Source organism: Delftia sp. WSY_22 (assembly GCF_043104185.1).
GTDB lineage: Bacteria > Pseudomonadota > Gammaproteobacteria > Burkholderiales > Burkholderiaceae_C > Comamonas > Comamonas tsuruhatensis.
The window spans coordinates 175,125-190,314 of record NZ_JBICKN010000027.1; the positions used below are offsets into that span (position 1 = coordinate 175,125).

Here is a 15,190-nt window from a genome sequence, read left to right on the forward strand (position 1 = left end):
CACGGCGCAGGGCGGCTTGCCCAGAATGGGCCGCGCGGCAAGCCGCCGCCCGTTGCCCGGAGTTTCGCCATGCCCCCGTCTTCCTTCCTGCCTTCTGCCACTTCCTCCTTCTCTTCGCGCCGCCGCCGCCTGCTGTCCGCCGGTGGCGCGCTGGCGGCCGGCAGCCTCTTGCCTGCAGTCCGGCCGGCGTTTGCGGCCGATGCCTGGCCCACGCGGCCCGTGCGTTTCATCGTGCCCTTTCCGCCCGGCGGCCCGGTGGACACCACGGCGCGCGCCTTCACCCAGAAGCTGGGCGAGATCTGGCCGCAGCCCTGCATCGTGGACAACCGCGCGGGCGCCGGCGGCATGGTGGGCGCGGCCCTCGCAGCCAAGGAGCCTGCCGACGGCTACACGCTGTTCGTGGGCTCCATCCACCATGCGGTCAACCCGGCGCTGCAGCCGAAGATGACCTACGACATAGAGCGCGACTTCGCGCCCGTGAGCTTTGCCGCCATGTTCCCGGTCTTCCTGGTGGCCCATCCCTCGGTGCCCGCCCGCAACGTGCGGGAGCTGATCGCGCTGGCCAAGTCCGGCAACGGGCTGAGCTTCGGCTCCTCGGGCAATGGCGGCGGCACGCACCTGGCCGGCGAGCTGTTCAACATGCATGCGGGCATCAAGCTGCAGCACATTCCCTACAAGGGCAGCGCGCCGGCCATGAACGACCTGCTGGGTGGCCAGGTGCAGCTGATGTTTGCCGATGCGCCCAGTGCGCTGCAGCACATCAAGTCGGGCCGCATCAAGGTGCTGGGCGTGGCCAGCCGCCAGCGCTCGGCCATGCTGCCCGAGGTGCCCACCATTGCCGAGTCGGGCCTGCCCGAGTACGAGGCCTATTCCTGGGCCGCGCTGTTCGCGCCGGCCCGCACGCCGCCCGCCGTGCTGGCGCGCATCAATGCCGACTTCAACACCGCGCTGCGCGATGCCGCCGTGCGCGAGCGCCTGCTGACGGCCGGCGCCGAGGCCGACCCCGGCACCCAGCAGCAGATGCGCGAGCGCCTGAGCAGCGAGCTGCGCAAATGGGCCCAGGTGGTCAAGGTGGCCGGCATCCAGGCGGACTGAGCACGGCGGCGGGCCGGACTCGGGACAAACCCGGCTTCGCAGCGCTGCAACCCCGCCTTTCGCAATCGCGCATAGGCGGGCCGCTATGGCCTGCTTAGGCTTGCCTTCGGTATCCAGAAAAACAACCCCGAGACAAGGAGACGGATATGCGGAAAGGCTTGATGCGAGGCGGCTTGACCAAGGCGCGCGCTGCCGGCTGCGCGCTGGGCGCCGGCCTGCTGTGGACGGCGGCGGCGCAGGCGCAGCAGATATCGGACGACGTGGTGCGCATCGGCGTGCTCAGCGACATGTCGGGCCTGTACGCGGACACGGCGGGGCGCGGCTCCGTCGAGGCCGCGAAGATGGCCGTGGCCGACTTCGGCGGCCAGGTGCTGGGCAGGAAGATCGAGGTGGTCTGGGCCGACCACCAGAACAAGGCCGACGTGGGCGCCACCCATGCGCGCACCTGGTTCGACCGCGACGGCGTGGACCTGATCGTGGACATCAACAACACGGCCGTCGCCATCGCCGTCAACAACCTGGCGCGCGAGCGCGGCAAGATGGTGATCAACACCGGCGGCGCCTCCGACATCCTCACCAACGAGCACTGCGCGCCCACGGCCATCCACTACACCTATGACAGCTATGCGCTGGCCAACGGCGCGGTGCGCGGCATCCTGGCGCAGGGCAAGAAGGAATGGTTCATCCTGGGCGTGGACTATGCCTTCGGCAAGGCCATGACGGCCAACGTGACCGACTTCCTGAAGGACGGCGGCGGCAAGCTGGTGGGCACCACCTTCCATCCGCTCAACGCCAGCGATTTCTCGTCCTTCCTGCTGCAGGCCCAGGCCTCCAAGGCCTCGGTGATCAACCTGGCCAATGCCACCAGCGACACGGTCAACGCCATCAAGGCCGCGCACGAGTTCGGCATCGCGCCCAGGCAGACCCTGGTGCCCAGCCTGCTGTTCATCAACGACGTGCATGCGCTGGGCCTGCGCTACGGCCAGGGCATGGTGCTGACCACGGGCTTTTACTGGGACCGCACCGAAGCCACGCGCGCCTGGTCGCGGCGCTTCTTCGAGAAGATGAAGAAGATGCCCTCCATGATCCATGCGGGCGCCTACTCGGCCGTCACCAACTACCTCAAGGCCGTGCAGGCCACCAGGGGAGACGACGGCAACGCGGTGGCGCGCCAGCTCAAGCAGATGCCCATCGAGGACTTCTTCGCCCAGAACGGCAAGGTGCGCGAGGACGGCCGCATGGTGCACGACATGTACCTGGTGCAGATCAAGAAGCCCGAGGAATCCAGATACCCCTGGGACTACTACAAGGTGCTCTCCACCATCCCCGGTGACGAGGCCTTCCGCCCGCTGTCCAGGAGCAGCTGCAAGCTGGTGAAGACATCATGAAGACACGCGCCGCCGTACTCACGAGAACGGGCGCAGCCGCGCCCTATGCCGACAGCCGACCGCTGGAGATCTGGGAGGTGGACCTGGCGCCGCCCGGCCCCGGCGAGGTGCTGGTCAAGGTGGCCGCCGCAGGCGTGTGCCACTCCGACCTGTCCATCATCAACGGCGACCGTCCGCGCGACACGCCCATCGTGCTCGGCCATGAGGCCGCAGGCGTGATCCAGGCCCTCGGCGAGGGCGTGACCGACCTGGAGGTGGGCGACCACGTGGTCATGCTCTTCGTGCCCGGCTGCGGCAACTGCCAGCCCTGCGCCGAGGGCCGGCCCGTGCTGTGCGAGCCCGCAGGCCAGGCCGGCGTGGCGGGCACCCTGCTGTCGGGCGCCAGGCGCCTGTCGCGCAATGGCCAGCCCATCTCGCACTTCGTCGGCGTCTCGGCCTTTGCCGAGCATGCCGTGCTCTCGCGCCGCGGCGTGCACCGCATCGACAAGTCGGTGCCGCTGGAGCTGGCCGCGCTGTTCGGCTGCGCCGTGATGACCGGCGTGGGCGCCGTGGCCAATACCGCCAGGGTGAGCCCCGGCCAGAGCGTGGCCGTGGTGGGGCTGGGCGGCGTGGGCCTGTCCTCGGTGATGGGCGCGGCGGCGGCGGGTGCGGCCCGCGTGGTGGCCGTGGACCTCAATGCCGACAAGCTGGCCATGGCGCGCGATTTCGGCGCCACCGACACCGTCAACGCCGGCGACGAGGATGCCGTCAAGCAGGTGCGGGCGCTGACGGGCGGCGGCGTGGACCATGCCTTCGAGATGGTGGGCTCGGCCAAGGCACTGGAGATGGCCTACCGCATCACGCGGCGCGGCGGCCAGACCGTGACGGCGGGCCTGCCCTCCAGCGCCCAGGCCATCAGCCTGCCGGTCTGGCACCTGGTGGCCGAGGAGCGCACGCTCAAGGGCTGCTACATGGGCAGCTGCGTGCCGCGCCGCGACATCGACCGCTACCTGGCCCTGCATGCGGCCGGCAGGCTGCCCGTGGACCGGCTGGTCACCGGCCACCTGACGCTGGACCAGATCAACGAGGGCTTCGACCGCCTGGCGCGTGGCGAGGCCATACGCCAGATCATCCGCATGGAGGCCTGATAGGAGGTCAGGCTGATCAGCGAGGACCGGGGCTGCTGCTGCGGCTGTGTCCAAGCCAAGCACGGCGGTCAGGTGCCGTCGGGCAGCAGCTGGTTTTCCCAGCCGGTCAGCCGCTCGATGGCCCGGGCCACCTGCAGGATGCGGGCCTCGTCGAAGTAGCGTCCCACCACCTGCACGGCCAGCGGCAGGCCCTGGGGCGACAGGCCCACCGGCACGCTGACGGCCGGGTGCCCGGTCACGTTGAAGGCATGGGTCTGTACCGGCCAGTGGCGGAAATGCGGCATGGGGTCGAAGCGCGGCGCCGTATCCAGGGTGATGGCGGTCAGCAACACGTCGCAGCGGTCCAGCGCAGCGTCCACGCGGGCCGCCAGCATGCGGCGCACACGCAGGGCGTTCAGGTAGTCCTCCGAGGACACGGTGGCGCCCAGCAGCAGCCGCGCCGCCGTGAGTTCGCCATAGTCCAGCGGGCGCGAGCGCAGGTCCTGCGCATGGATGGTGAACATCTCGGCACTGAGGATGACGCGGCCGGCCGCCAGGAACTGCTGGCTGTGGGGCAGGCTCACGTGGATGGGACGGGCGCCGGCCTCGGCCAGCAGCGCGGCCGTGCGGTCGAAGGCCGACAGGAACGTGGGCGACGCCTGGGGCGACGACTGGAAGTGGTCCTGCGGCACGCCGATGGTCAGGCCCTTCACGCCCTGCTCCAGCCCCGTGCAGTAGTCGTCCACGGGTTCGGTGGAGCTGGCCGGGTCCAGCGGGTCGTGCCCGGCCAGCACCTGCAGCGCGATGGCCGCATCCTCCACGCTGCGCGACAGGGGGCCGCAGTGGTCCAGCGTCCAGGCCAGGGGGAACACGCCGTGCTTGGAGACGCGGCCGTAGGTGGGTTTCAGCCCCACGGCGCCGCACCAGGCGGCCGGTATGAGGATGGAGCCGCCCGTGCAGGTGCCCAGGGCCAGCCGCGTGAAGCCTGCCGCAATGGCGGCGCCCGAGCCCGACGACGATCCGCCCGGGATATGGGCCAGGTCCCAGGGGTTGCGGGCTGCGGGAAACGGCAGGTCGGGGCTGGGCGCGCCGATGGCGAACTCGTGCGTGGCCAGCTTGCCCAGGATGACGGCGCCCGCATCGCGCAGGCGCCGCACCGGCGTGGAATCGTCTTCGGGCACATAGTCCAGGCTCAGCCAGGACTGGCAGGTGGTCGGCAGGCCGGCCACGTCGTAGACGTCCTTGATGGCCACGGCAATGCCGTGGAGCAGCGGCAGATCGGCGCTTTCTCCGCGCGCCATGTCTGCGTTGCGCGCAGCCTCCATGGCACCGCTGGCATCGAGATTGGTGAAGGCATGGATGTCGATGTCCATGGCGCGGATGCGTCCCAGCGCCGCCCGGGTCAGCATCTCCGAAGTGGTCTTGCCGGCGCGCAGCGCGCTGGCCATCTGTCGTATCGAAAGTTCAGGACTGCCGCTCATGCTTGCTCTGACGGGAGATGGTGGTGTGGATCTGCGAGGGTCCCGCCTCATGCGCCAGTTCGTTGACGAGGCCGCGGTGCTCCATCAGCAACTGGTGCTCCGCCAGGATGGGTCCCAGCCGCTCGAAGGGGATGTCGATGCCGTGCTTTTTCAGCGCATTGAGCAATTCGTGCAGCGCATTGACATCGGGCCCTGCCAGTTTCTGCGGCGAAGGGGGTATTTCAGATTTTCGCGATGCCGGCATCACTGACCACCTTTCTCCATTTTCTGGCGTCGTCGGATACGAATGCCTTGGTGCTGTCCACGGATTTCCAAAGGGGAATGCTGCCAAGCTCCATGAATTTCTTCTGCACCTTTTCGTCGGTCAGGATATTTTTCATCTGTGCATTGATGGCGTTCACTATCGCGGCCGGCGTGCCCTTGGGTGCCATGAGCACATTCCATGAGGTCTCGTTGAAATTGCCGAGCCGGGCCGGGCTTTGCTCGCTGAGCGTCTGCCAGTCGGGCATGAGGGGCGAGCGCTCGCGCGTGGCCACGCCCACGCGATTGACCTTGCCCTGGTGCACATACTGCTTGGCCGTGATCAGCAGGTCGAAGGCGATATCGACCTGGCCGCTCACCAGGTCGCTCATCATGGGCGCGGCGCCCTGGTAGGGGATGTGCAGCATGCGTATGTCGGCGGCCAGGCTCAGGGCCTCGGCCGCCATGTGGCCCGCGCTGCCGTAGCCCGGCGTGGCATAGGTCAGCTTGCCGGGGCTGCGCCGCGCCAGCTCGATCAGGTCCTGCACCGACGCCAGCTTCAGGCCCGGGCGTGTGATGAGCACCAGAGGACCGTCGTTGATGGTGGAGATGGCTTCGAGGTCGTTGACCACGTCATAGCCGGCCTGCGTGTACAGCGCGCCCGAGATGGTCTGGGCCGTGGAGCAGATCAGCAGCGTATATCCATCGGGACGGGCCTTGGAGACCTGGCGCGCACCGATGTTGCCCGAGGCGCCAGGGCGGTTTTCCACCACCACGTTGACGCGCAGGCGTTGTGCAAGCTCCTTGGCGATGATGCGCCCCACGATATCGGTGCCACCGCCTGCCGGGAAAGGTACAACCAGCGTGATCTGCCGGTCTGGCCAGGCCGCATGAACCAAGCTGGCAGCGATCAGGAAAATACCTCCGAAAATCAGATTGAGGATTTTTTTCATTCGCTTGATTCAAATGGTTGCGGAAATGGGGCTTGTCTTTTTGCAGACGTGAGCAGGCACATGGGATGTGCACCACTGCGGCTGCCTGCAGCCCGGGCCTGGCAAGCGTTCAGTTAATGAATCTTTTTAAACTATCGAGATATTAAGTTCCATAGTTTTACATCATGAAAGAAGGGGTGCAAGGCCTGCGCCACGCTTGGCGTAGGGGTGTTGCATCGATGCCGCAGATAAGGGTTTCCGACGGCGATGGCCTTGGCGCGCGTCGGGATTCAGGGCAGGGAGGGTGAAAGGTTGCACCGGCAGTGGCACCGGCGCAACGATTCAGCGGGCGTGTTGGCTCAAACGCGCAGCGCCTGTTCCTGCAGCAGGCGCTTGAGCACCTTGCCGTTGGGGCTGGTGGGCAGCTCGGACAGGGGCACGATGCGGGCGGGCAGCTTGTAGGGCGCCAGCCGTTCGCGCAGGTGGGCACGCGCGGCAGCGTTGTCCAGCGTGGCGCCGGGCTGCAGCTCGACGAAGGCGATGACCTCCTCGTTGCCATCGTTTTCGGGGCGGCCGACCACGGCGCTGCGCTGCACGCCGGGCAGCTCGTTGAGCGCCAGTTCCACCTCGGCCGGATACACGTTGAAGCCCGAGCGGATGATCATTTCCTTGAGCCGCCCCACCACGAAGAGCGCGCCGTCGGCATGCAGCTCGCCCAGGTCGCCGCTGGCGTACCAGCCGCCCTCGCGCATCACGGCGGCCGTGGCCTGGTCATCGCGGAAGTAGCCGTGCATCAGGCCGCGCCCGCGTATCCACAGCTCGCCGCGCTCGCCCACCGGCAGGGGCCGGCCCGTGGCCGGGTCCACGGCGCGCACCTCGGCGCCTTCCACCACGTAGCCGGCGCTGGTGTCGGGCCGCTGCTCGCCCTGTCGCGTGAGGTGGACCGACCCTGCGTATTCCGACAGGCCGTAGCCATGGTGCAGCGCCTGGCCGAAGGCGGCCTCCACGCGTTTCTTGAGCGTCAGGTCCAGCGGGCCTGCGCCTGTGTAGACATAGCGCAGCGCAGGCGCCTGCGGGTGGGCAATGCCCTGCTCCTGCAGATGGGCCAGCAGGCGCGCGTACAGCGCTGGCGGCCCCTGCAGTTGCGAGATGCCGTGGCGCGCCAGCGCGTCCAGAAGATCGGCGGGGTCGAACTGCGGGCGCATCACCATCTGCGCGCCCGCATGCAGCGAGGCCAGCAGCACCGTGCCCAGCCCGAAGATGTGGGTCATGGGCACGAATGCATAGCTGCGGTCCTGCGGACCCAGGCCGCGCGATGCGGCCGAGACGCGCGCGAACAGCGTCAGCGCGTCATGCCCCACCATCACGCCCTTGGGCGTGCCCGTGGTGCCCGAGGTGAAGATCAGCGCCGCCACCTCGTCCTGCAGCGCACCGGATTCGGCCACGGCCTGCGTGCGCACGGGGCTGTGCTGCATGCCGGCCAGGGCCGAGTCGCCTGCGCCAAAGCGCCGCGCGTGGCCGCTGGCGCTGTCCGATGCGGCCGAGGTGAAATACACCACGCGGGCGTCGGCCTTGGCCGCAAAGGCATCGATCTCGCCGGGCGCCATGCGTGCGTTCACGCCGCAGGACCAGGCGCCCACGCGGCTGCAGGCCAGGATCAGCGCCGCATGCTCGGGGCAGTTCTCGGCCACGACCAGCACGCGGTCGCCGGGCCGCACCTGCAGCGCGCGCAGCTCGGCCTCGGCCGTGTCCGCCAGCGCGCCCAGGTCGGCAAAGCTCAGGCTGCTGCCGTCGGGCAGGTGGATGAAGGGACGCTGCGGCGCTTCGGCCAGCCAGCGGTCCAGCAGATGGTGTATTCGTTGACTCATGCTCCGCGTATCCCTCAGTCCACCACAATGCCTTGCGTGACGGTGGCCCACATGGCGCGCTCCTTGGCACCGCGCTCGGCCAGTTTTTGGGGTGCGCCGGTCCACTCTTCGTAGCCCAGTTCCTTGAGGCGCTTGCGCAGCTCCGGCTGGGCTAGGGCGGCGTTGATGGACTTGTTCAGGCGGGCCACGAGTTCGGGCGACATGCCCTTGGGCCCATAGACGCCATACCAGCCGCCCACGTCGAAGCCCTTGAGGCCTTCGATGCCGGACTCGGCAAAGGTGGGCACATCGGGCAGGGACGCATTGCGCTGCGGCGAGGTGACGGCGATGGCCCGCACCTTGCCGCCCTGGATGTAGCTGCTGGCGGTGCTGATGATGTCCAGCATCATGCTCAGCTGGCCGCCGATCACGTCGGTCATGGCCGGTGCGTTGCCCTTGTAGGGGATGTGGTTCATCTCGATGCCGCTGCGCCGCGCGAACAGCAGCGCGCCCAGGTGGTTGGAGCCGCCCACGCCGGCCGAGCCGTAGTTGAGCTTTTGCGGATGGGCCTTGGCATAGGCCACGAGCTCGGCCGTGGTCCTGTAGGGCTCGTTGTTGTTGACCACCAGCACGTTGTAGTAGCTGAGCACGGGCGCCACGGGCGTGAGGTCACGGGCCGGGTCGAAGGACATCTTGCTCATCACGTTGGGGCTGATGGTGATGGTGGGGCTGGCCGCGAACCACAGCGTGAGCCCATCGGGCCTGGCGCGCACGACCTCGCTGCCGGCCATGGTGGCATTGGCGCCGGGCTTGTTCTCCACCACCACCGAGGCGCCCAGCTCCTTGGTCAGCGCCACGCTGAGCAGGCGGGCGCCCTGGTCCACGGGGCCACCGGCCGAGTAGCCCACGATGAGGCGCACGGGCTGCGCGTCCTGCGCGGCGGCGGGGAGGGTGGCCAGGGCGGTCACCAGGGACGCCAGAAGCGGGGCATGGGCCAGGGTGGCCAGGGCCTTGCGGCGGTGTTGGGCGGGCATGTGCATGTCTCCTGCAAAAGATGAATGAAGCGCTGCCGTGGTCTGCACGGCGGCGCGCCCGGTCTGCGCCGGACATGCAGGCAATGGTGCGCAGGCGGGCGCGTCTTGGGAATCTGCTTTTGCCAAAGCCAGGGTTTGCCGGCTGTTAGGGCAATCCTAGGAAGAGCGGTGCGTGCAGCCCCCTCCGCCGCCTTCTTCACCGCCTTCTTCACCACCCTCTTCAGCCCCCGCCTGCCAGCTGGGTGCGGCGGTGACGATGGCCTCGCGCAGGAACTGCTGGAAGGCGCGCGCGGCCATGGTGGGCTGGCGGTCGGGCATGCGCACCAGGTACATGGCATTGCCCAGGCCGGAGAACACCACCTGGTCCAGCACGGCCACCAGCGTGCCGCCGGCCAGCGCGGCCGAGGTCACGTAGTCCGGGAGCAGGGCCAGGCCCAGGCCGTCCAGCACGGCGTCGTACAGCAGGCGGTAGTCGCCCGATTGCAGCGAGGGCAGCACATCGAGGGCAGCGGCGACGCCATCGTCGCCGCTGCCGGCCAGCCAGGCCAGCCTGCCGCCCATGGCCAGCGGCAGGATGAGGCGGGCCTGCAGCAGGTCGGCAGGCGCGCGCAGGGGCCGGCCCAGCGACTGCTCCAGCGCCTGCAGGCAGGCGGGCGTGGCCACGAAGTTCCAGCGCACATCGCACAGCCGCGTGGCCACCAGATCGTCCAGCGGCGCGGAGGTGATCTGCACCGCCAGATCGACCTTGGAGGCCACGAGGTCGGCCATCTGGTCGTTGATCAGCAGGCGCAGGCGGATGTCGGGATGCTCGCGGCAAAAGCCCAGGATCAGCGGCTTGAGATAGAAATGCCCGAAGCCGGTGGGCACGCGCACGCCCACCTCGCCGCTCACGGTGGAGCGCAACTGGTGGATGGCATCGCGGGCACGCTGCAGCTCCTCCATCATGGCCAGGCAGCGCCGGTACAGCAGCTGGCCAGCCTGGGTGAGCTCCACATTGCGCGTGGTGCGGCGCAGCAGCTGCGTGCCCATCTCGGTCTCCAGCGCACGCAGCCGGCGCGAGACGTTGGAGCGCGTCATGCCGCCGCGCTCGGCCGCCCGCGTGAGGCTCTTGGCCTCGGCGATGTCGATGAAGACGCGGCACAGGTTCAGGTCCATCTCGGCATTCTTTGCAGGGCCGGGGCCGGCCATTGTTGATCGGGAGTCACCAGGCCTGGCCTGCTGGCGAGGATTGTGGCGCCAGCCCTGCCTCCCTAGCATGGAGGAAACCATGGCGAAAGGCCGCTGACCGTGAACCAAGAAGCTTTGCAAACCGCGCCGCCGGCGCCCCTGGCGCACTACCGTGTGCTCGATCTGAGCCAGGGCGTGGCCGGCCCCTACTGCACCCACCTGCTGTCGCGCCAGGGCGCCGAGGTGATCAAGGTCGATCCGCCCGAAGGCGACTGGGCGCGCCACGTGGGCATCTCGCGAAACGGACACAGCAGCCTGTCGGCCACCTACAACGCGGGCAAGCGCAGCATTGCCGTCGATGCGCGCCGGGCCCAGGGGCGCGCGCTGCTGCTGCGGCTGGCGCGTGAGGCCGACATCGTGGTGCAGAACTTCCGCCCCCAGGTCGTGCAGCGCATGGGCGTGGACTACGACAGCCTGCGCGCGGCCGGCCTGGACCCGGTGTACGTCTCCATCAGCGGCTACGGACCCACGGGGCCGTATGCCGACCGGCCCGCCACCGACTCCGTCATGCAGGCCGACACGGGGCTGATGACCAGCAACCGCGACGCGCAGGGCCAGCCCCAGCGCGTGGGCCTGCTGCTGGCCGACATCGCGGCCGGCGTCTACGCCGCACAGGCGTGCACGGCGGCCCTGCTGGGCAAGGCGCGCAGCGGGCGCGGGCGCCATGTGGAGCTGAACCTGTTCGAGGTCTGCTGCGCCCTGCAATCCACGGTGCTGGCCGAAGACGCGCTGCGCGGCGGCCTGCCCGCCGAAGGCGTGAGCGCCCCCAACGGCGTGTTCGCCACGGCCGATGGCTTCATCACCGTGCTGGCCCTGAACAACGACCAGTTCGAGCGGCTGTGCCGCGCGCTGGACCTGCCGCACTGGCTGCAGGACGCGCGCTTTGCCTCCAATGCGGGCCGCATGGCCCACCGCCATGTCCTGCATGCCGGGCTGCAGGCCTTGCTGGCGCAGCAGCCGCGCGCCCACTGGGAGCAGCGCCTGGCGGCGCAGGGCGCCCTGCATGCGGGCGTGCGCACGCTGGCCGACGTGGTGGCGCATCCCCAGGCCGTGTACCGCGCATCGTTCGCCACGCTGGCGCAGCCCGGGTTCGGGCCGCTGCTGTATGCGGCTTCACCCTGGCCGGCAGACGCAGCAGCCTGCGGTGCATCCCTTGGCGCCGCGCCGCGCACGGGCGAGCACACGCGCCAGATCCTGGCCGAGGCCGGCTGCACGCCGCAGGAGATGGAGCAATGGATGGCCAGCGGCGTGGTGCACCAGTGCGCGCAGGAGGTCATGGCATGAGCGCTTCCACATCCACGTTCACACCTGCCTCTCCGGACACCTGCCCGGACACCTCCATGCAGGCCCTCGTCTGCCATCAATTCGGCGCGCCGCACGAGGTGGTCAGCCTGCAGTCCATGGATCGGCCCGGCCAGCCCCTGGGCGCGCACCAGGCGCGGATTGCCGTGGCCTACGCCAACGTCAGCCACGCCACGGGCCTGCTGATCGAGGGCCGCTACCAGCGGCGCCCGCCGCTGCCCTTCGTGCCCGGCACCGAAGGCGTGGGGCGCGTGCTGGAATGCGGCAGCGCGGTGCAGCACCTGCAGCCCGGCGATGCCGTGGCCTTCATTGCCGACTGGGGTGCCTTTGCGCAGGAGACGGTGGTGCATGCATCCACCGTCTACCGCCTGCCTGCGGGCATGCCCTGGCTGCAGGCCCTGCCCATTGCCCTGTCCTACGGCACGGCCTACACGGCCCTGCACTGGCGCGCGCGCCTGCAGGAAGGCGATGTGGTGCTGGTGCTGGGCGCCGGTTCGGGCGTGGGCGCCGCGGCGGTGGAAGTGGCCCGGCAGACGCCCGGCGTGCAGGTCATCGCCTGCGCCAGCACCGAGGCCAAGCGCGCCGATGCGCTGCGCCGCGGCGCGCACCAGGCAGTCACCCCGCAGGACCTGGCCGCCCAGGTCAAGCAGGCCACGCAGGGCCGGGGCGCCTCCCTGGTCTTCGACCCCGTGGGGGGCGATCTCTTGCTGCAGGCACTGCGCGCGGCCGCGCAGAACGCGCAGCTGCTGAGCGTGGGCTTCGCCAGCGGCGCCATTCCCGCCGTGCCCATGAACCTGGTCCTGGTCAAGAACCTCACGCTGCACGGCTTCTTCTACGGCCGCTACATCGGCTGGACGCCGGCCGATGAACGCCAGGCCTTCGCGGCGCAGCTGCAGCCCGTCATTGCCACGCTGCTCGACTGGGCGGCCCGGGGATGCATCCATCCCCAGGTCAGCCAGGTCTTCGCCATGCATGAACTGCGGGAGGCGCTGCACGCGCTGCACGGCCGCAACGTGACCGGCAAGCTCGCACTCGCCATTCAAGGAGACAAGGTATGACAACGCAACGCACAGGCTCCGCGCTTTCCCGCCGCACCCTGCTGGGCGCCGCTGCGGCGCTGGCCGCATGGAGAACGGCAGGGGCGCAGCCATCCGCCGGGGCCCAGGGCTATCCCAAGGCGCCCATCCGCGTCGTCGTGCCCTATCCACCGGGCGGGCCTACCGACGTGGTCGGGCGCGTGGTCACCACGCGGCTGGGCGAGGCGCTGGGCCAGCCGCTGGTCGTGGACAACAAGGCCGGCGCCAGCGGCATGGTCGGCGCGGCCCTGGTGGCCAAGGCGCCGGCCGACGGCTACACGCTGCTGGTCAACGCCTCCATCCACGTCATCAACTCCTACGTCTATGCCAGCGCGCCCTATGACGCCTTCCGCGATTTCGAGCCGGTCACGCAGCTGGTCGATGTCCCGCTGGTGCTGGTCGTGGGCAGCCAGCTTCCGGTGCGCAATGTGCAGGAGCTGATCGCCTGGGCCAAGGCCCATCCCGGGCAGGTGAACTTCGGCTCTGCCGGCAATGCCTCGTCCCAGCACCTGTCGGGCGAGCTGTTCCGCCTGAAGACCGGCGCGCAGATGCAGCATGTGCCCTACAAGGGCAGCTCGCCGGCCCTGACCGACCTGATGGGCGGGCAGATCCAGCTCATGTTCGACTCCATGCCCTCGGCCATGCCCTTCATCGCCTCGGGCCGGCTGCGCGCGCTGGCCGTCACCTCGGCCAGTCGCTCGCCCTCCCTGCCCGATGTGCCCACCATGGAAGAGGCCGGCATGCCGGGCTTTCGCACCAGCACCTGGTACGGACTGTGGGCGCCGAAGAACACGCCCCAGGACGTGGTGCAGAAACTGTGGACCGAGTCCCGCCGCGTGCTTGCCGAACCCCAGATCGCCGCGCAATACCGCCGCCTGGGCGCCGAGCCCGTGGGCTCCACGCCCGCCGAGTTCGCGCGCTACATCCAGGCCGAGGCCCGCAAGTGGGAAGAGATCGTGAAGGCGTCGGGGGCGCGGGCGGATTGAGGAGGCCGCCGTCAGGCACCAGCCTTGATTCGGCTGGCTGCCTGCCTTCCCAGATCCGCGATAAAGAGGTCAAAGTCTTCATCCGGCACGTCAATGTAGTGACCCGAGGCGACATCCGCCCACCCCCGCATAGCCGCTTGCCGTAGCGTTTCCAGCTTGGTCGCTTGGGTCTGAGCTTCAACGATTCGATGTTGTTGCTGGCTCAGATTCACTGGACGTGTCGACATGACGGGTTCCTCACACCCGCTCGAACACCGCCGCAATCCCCTGGCCGCCGCCTATGCACATGGTCTCCAGCCCATAGCGGCCCTTGCGGCGCTCCAGCTCGTGCAGCAAGGTGGCCAGGATGCGCACGCCGGTGGCGCCTATGGGGTGGCCCAGGGAGATGCCGGAGCCGTTGACGTTGAGCTTGTGGTCTATGGCGCCCTGGTCGTTCCACTCCCAGCCCTTGAGCACGGACAGCACCTGGCAGGCAAAGGCTTCGTTGAGTTCGACCAGGTCCATCTGGTCCAGCGTGAGGTTCAGGCGCGCCAGCAGTTTCTTGACGGCGGGCACGGGGCCTATGCCCATGTGCGAGGGCTCGCAGCCTGCGGCGGCCCAGCCCACCAGGGTGGCCATGGGGGTGAGGCCCAGTTCGGCCAGCCTGTCCTCGGCCACGATCAGGCAGGCGGCGCTGGCGTCGTTTTGCTGGCTGGCGTTGCCGGCCGTGACCGTTCCATTGGGCATGAGCACGCGCAGCTTGCCCATGCTGTCGGTGGTGGCGTCGGCGCGAAAGCCTTCGTCGCGCGTGAACAGCACGGGGTCGCCCTTGCGCTGGGGCACCTTGACGGGGACGATCTCGTCGGCGAAGCGGCCCGCCTCCCAGGCGGCGGCGGCGCGCTGGTGGCTGCGCACGGCATAGGCGTCGGCTGCCTCGCGGCTGATGCCGTAGTCGCGCGCCAGGTTCTCGGCGGTCTCGATCATTCCCGAGATCTTTCCGAAGCGCTCCACGGGCTGGGAGCGCTCGCGGCCGCGGTCCAGCCGGTCGTAGAAGCGCACATTGCCCGAGCGCGCACCCCAGCGCATGTCGGTGCTGTAGTACTCGATGTTGCTCATGCTCTCCACGCCGCCTGCGATCACCACGTCGGCGGCGCCGCTTTGCACCATCATGGCCGCCGTGGCCACGGCCTGCAGGCCGCCGCCGCAGCGCCGGTCCAGCTGCATGCCCGGCACCGTCACCGGCAGGCCGGCCTGCAGCGCGGCCCAGCGGCCCACGCAGGGCGTCTCGCTGCTGGCGTAGGACTGGGCGAAGACCACGTCGTCGATGCGTGCGGGGTCGATGCCGCTTTTCTCGACCACGGCGCGCACCGTGGTGGCGGCCAGCTCCTCGACCGATACCGGCCGCAGGCTGCCGCCGAAGGTGCCCACGGGCGTGCGAAGGGGGGTGACGATGGCGGCTCTGCGCATGGTGTTGTCTCCTTGGGAATCAGTGGATCA

At 69.3% G+C, this 15,190-nt stretch carries 14 protein-coding genes; 6 read left to right on the plus strand and 8 right to left on the minus strand.

Annotation, left to right across the window (positions count from 1 at the left end):
* Positions 1-69 precede the first annotated feature (69 nt).
* The 3 genes from ACF8NF_RS14975 to ACF8NF_RS14985 all read left to right on the plus strand — a co-directional run bounded on the left by ACF8NF_RS14975 (position 70) and on the right by ACF8NF_RS14985 (position 3,610).
* On the plus strand, positions 70-1,095 hold the full coding sequence (locus tag ACF8NF_RS14975; protein WP_016450260.1) for a tripartite tricarboxylate transporter substrate binding protein: 1,026 nt from the start codon (positions 70-72) through the stop codon (positions 1,093-1,095).
* 146 nt (positions 1,096-1,241) lie between these two features.
* Positions 1,242-2,483 carry an ABC transporter substrate-binding protein gene (locus tag ACF8NF_RS14980; protein ID WP_126311591.1) on the plus strand — a complete coding sequence of 414 codons (1,242 nt, stop codon included), beginning with the start codon at positions 1,242-1,244 and terminating at the stop codon, positions 2,481-2,483.
* The gene (locus tag ACF8NF_RS14985) at positions 2,480-3,610 is read left to right on the plus strand and encodes a zinc-dependent alcohol dehydrogenase family protein (RefSeq protein ID WP_016450258.1); all 1,131 of its coding nucleotides are present in this window, start codon (positions 2,480-2,482) and stop codon (positions 3,608-3,610) included. The genes ACF8NF_RS14980 and ACF8NF_RS14985 overlap by 4 nt, the downstream gene beginning before the upstream one ends.
* A gap of 68 nt (positions 3,611-3,678) precedes the next feature.
* On the opposite strand, the gene ACF8NF_RS14990 is transcribed toward ACF8NF_RS14985, so the two are convergent.
* The 6 genes from ACF8NF_RS14990 to ACF8NF_RS15015 form a co-directional block, all read right to left on the minus strand.
* Entirely contained in the window at positions 3,679-5,070 is a 1,392-nt protein-coding gene (locus ACF8NF_RS14990) for an amidase (protein ID WP_046987214.1), read from the minus strand.
* Positions 5,054-5,314 carry a hypothetical protein gene (locus tag ACF8NF_RS14995; protein ID WP_016450256.1) on the minus strand — a complete coding sequence of 87 codons (261 nt, stop codon included), beginning with the start codon at positions 5,312-5,314 and terminating at the stop codon, positions 5,054-5,056. The genes ACF8NF_RS14990 and ACF8NF_RS14995 overlap by 17 nt, the downstream gene beginning before the upstream one ends.
* Positions 5,292-6,263: a tripartite tricarboxylate transporter substrate binding protein gene (locus ACF8NF_RS15000; protein WP_016450255.1), complete on the minus strand. Its 972-nt coding sequence runs from the start codon at positions 6,261-6,263 to the stop codon at positions 5,292-5,294. Before ACF8NF_RS15000 ends, ACF8NF_RS14995 begins: the two co-directional genes overlap by 23 nt.
* Positions 6,264-6,601: 338 nt before the next feature.
* The gene (locus tag ACF8NF_RS15005) at positions 6,602-8,110 is read right to left on the minus strand and encodes a class I adenylate-forming enzyme family protein (protein ID WP_209801385.1); all 1,509 of its coding nucleotides are present in this window, start codon (positions 8,108-8,110) and stop codon (positions 6,602-6,604) included.
* Between the two features lie 14 nt (positions 8,111-8,124).
* A complete protein-coding gene (locus ACF8NF_RS15010) occupies positions 8,125-9,123 on the minus strand; it encodes a tripartite tricarboxylate transporter substrate binding protein (protein ID WP_016450253.1) in 999 nt (332 codons plus the stop codon).
* Positions 9,124-9,279: 156 nt separating this feature from the next.
* Positions 9,280-10,311 (minus strand): LysR family transcriptional regulator, encoded by a 1,032-nt coding sequence (locus tag ACF8NF_RS15015; protein ID WP_133072638.1) that lies wholly within the window; start codon positions 10,309-10,311, stop codon positions 9,280-9,282.
* Positions 10,312-10,410: 99 nt separating this feature from the next.
* On the opposite strand from ACF8NF_RS15015, the gene ACF8NF_RS15020 reads away from it, so the two are divergent.
* From ACF8NF_RS15020 to ACF8NF_RS15030, 3 genes are read left to right on the plus strand one after another with little or no spacing between them, the layout of a single operon-like run.
* Positions 10,411-11,634 (plus strand): CaiB/BaiF CoA-transferase family protein, encoded by a 1,224-nt coding sequence (locus tag ACF8NF_RS15020; RefSeq protein ID WP_209801387.1) that lies wholly within the window; start codon positions 10,411-10,413, stop codon positions 11,632-11,634.
* 56 nt (positions 11,635-11,690) lie between these two features.
* Positions 11,691-12,710, plus strand: a complete 1,020-nt coding sequence (locus tag ACF8NF_RS15025; protein ID WP_209801484.1) for an NADPH:quinone oxidoreductase family protein — start codon at positions 11,691-11,693, stop codon at positions 12,708-12,710.
* A complete protein-coding gene (locus ACF8NF_RS15030) occupies positions 12,707-13,714 on the plus strand; it encodes a tripartite tricarboxylate transporter substrate binding protein (RefSeq protein ID WP_209801389.1) in 1,008 nt (335 codons plus the stop codon). The genes ACF8NF_RS15025 and ACF8NF_RS15030 overlap by 4 nt, the downstream gene beginning before the upstream one ends.
* Before the next feature lie 11 nt (positions 13,715-13,725).
* Here the strand turns inward: ACF8NF_RS15030 and ACF8NF_RS15035 are convergent, their stop codons facing one another.
* The gene (locus ACF8NF_RS15035) at positions 13,726-13,941 is read right to left on the minus strand and encodes a hypothetical protein (RefSeq protein WP_047474923.1); all 216 of its coding nucleotides are present in this window, start codon (positions 13,939-13,941) and stop codon (positions 13,726-13,728) included.
* Between the two features lie 10 nt (positions 13,942-13,951).
* Complete coding sequence (locus tag ACF8NF_RS15040) at positions 13,952-15,160, minus strand: acetyl-CoA C-acetyltransferase (protein ID WP_013800084.1); 1,209 nt, start codon at positions 15,158-15,160, stop codon at positions 13,952-13,954.
* Positions 15,161-15,190: the final 30 nt, after the last annotated feature.

Coding starts and splice junctions, on each gene's coding strand:
- ACF8NF_RS15005 (WP_209801385.1), bottom strand. CDS start 8,110: ATGAGTCAACGAATACACCATCTGCTGGACCGCTGGCTGGCCGAAGCG.
- ACF8NF_RS15010 (WP_016450253.1), bottom strand. CDS start 9,123: ATGCCCGCCCAACACCGCCGCAAGGCCCTGGCCACCCTGGCCCATGCC.
- ACF8NF_RS14980 (WP_126311591.1), top strand. CDS start 1,242: ATGCGGAAAGGCTTGATGCGAGGCGGCTTGACCAAGGCGCGCGCTGCC.
- ACF8NF_RS15000 (WP_016450255.1), bottom strand. CDS start 6,263: ATGAAAAAAATCCTCAATCTGATTTTCGGAGGTATTTTCCTGATCGCT.
- ACF8NF_RS14985 (WP_016450258.1), top strand. CDS start 2,480: ATGAAGACACGCGCCGCCGTACTCACGAGAACGGGCGCAGCCGCGCCC.
- ACF8NF_RS15035 (WP_047474923.1), bottom strand. CDS start 13,941: ATGTCGACACGTCCAGTGAATCTGAGCCAGCAACAACATCGAATCGTT.
- ACF8NF_RS15025 (WP_209801484.1), top strand. CDS start 11,691: ATGCAGGCCCTCGTCTGCCATCAATTCGGCGCGCCGCACGAGGTGGTC.
- ACF8NF_RS14995 (WP_016450256.1), bottom strand. CDS start 5,314: ATGCCGGCATCGCGAAAATCTGAAATACCCCCTTCGCCGCAGAAACTG.
- ACF8NF_RS15015 (WP_133072638.1), bottom strand. CDS start 10,311: ATGGCCGGCCCCGGCCCTGCAAAGAATGCCGAGATGGACCTGAACCTG.
- ACF8NF_RS15040 (WP_013800084.1), bottom strand. CDS start 15,160: ATGCGCAGAGCCGCCATCGTCACCCCCCTTCGCACGCCCGTGGGCACC.
- ACF8NF_RS14990 (WP_046987214.1), bottom strand. CDS start 5,070: ATGAGCGGCAGTCCTGAACTTTCGATACGACAGATGGCCAGCGCGCTG.
- ACF8NF_RS15030 (WP_209801389.1), top strand. CDS start 12,707: ATGACAACGCAACGCACAGGCTCCGCGCTTTCCCGCCGCACCCTGCTG.
- ACF8NF_RS14975 (WP_016450260.1), top strand. CDS start 70: ATGCCCCCGTCTTCCTTCCTGCCTTCTGCCACTTCCTCCTTCTCTTCG.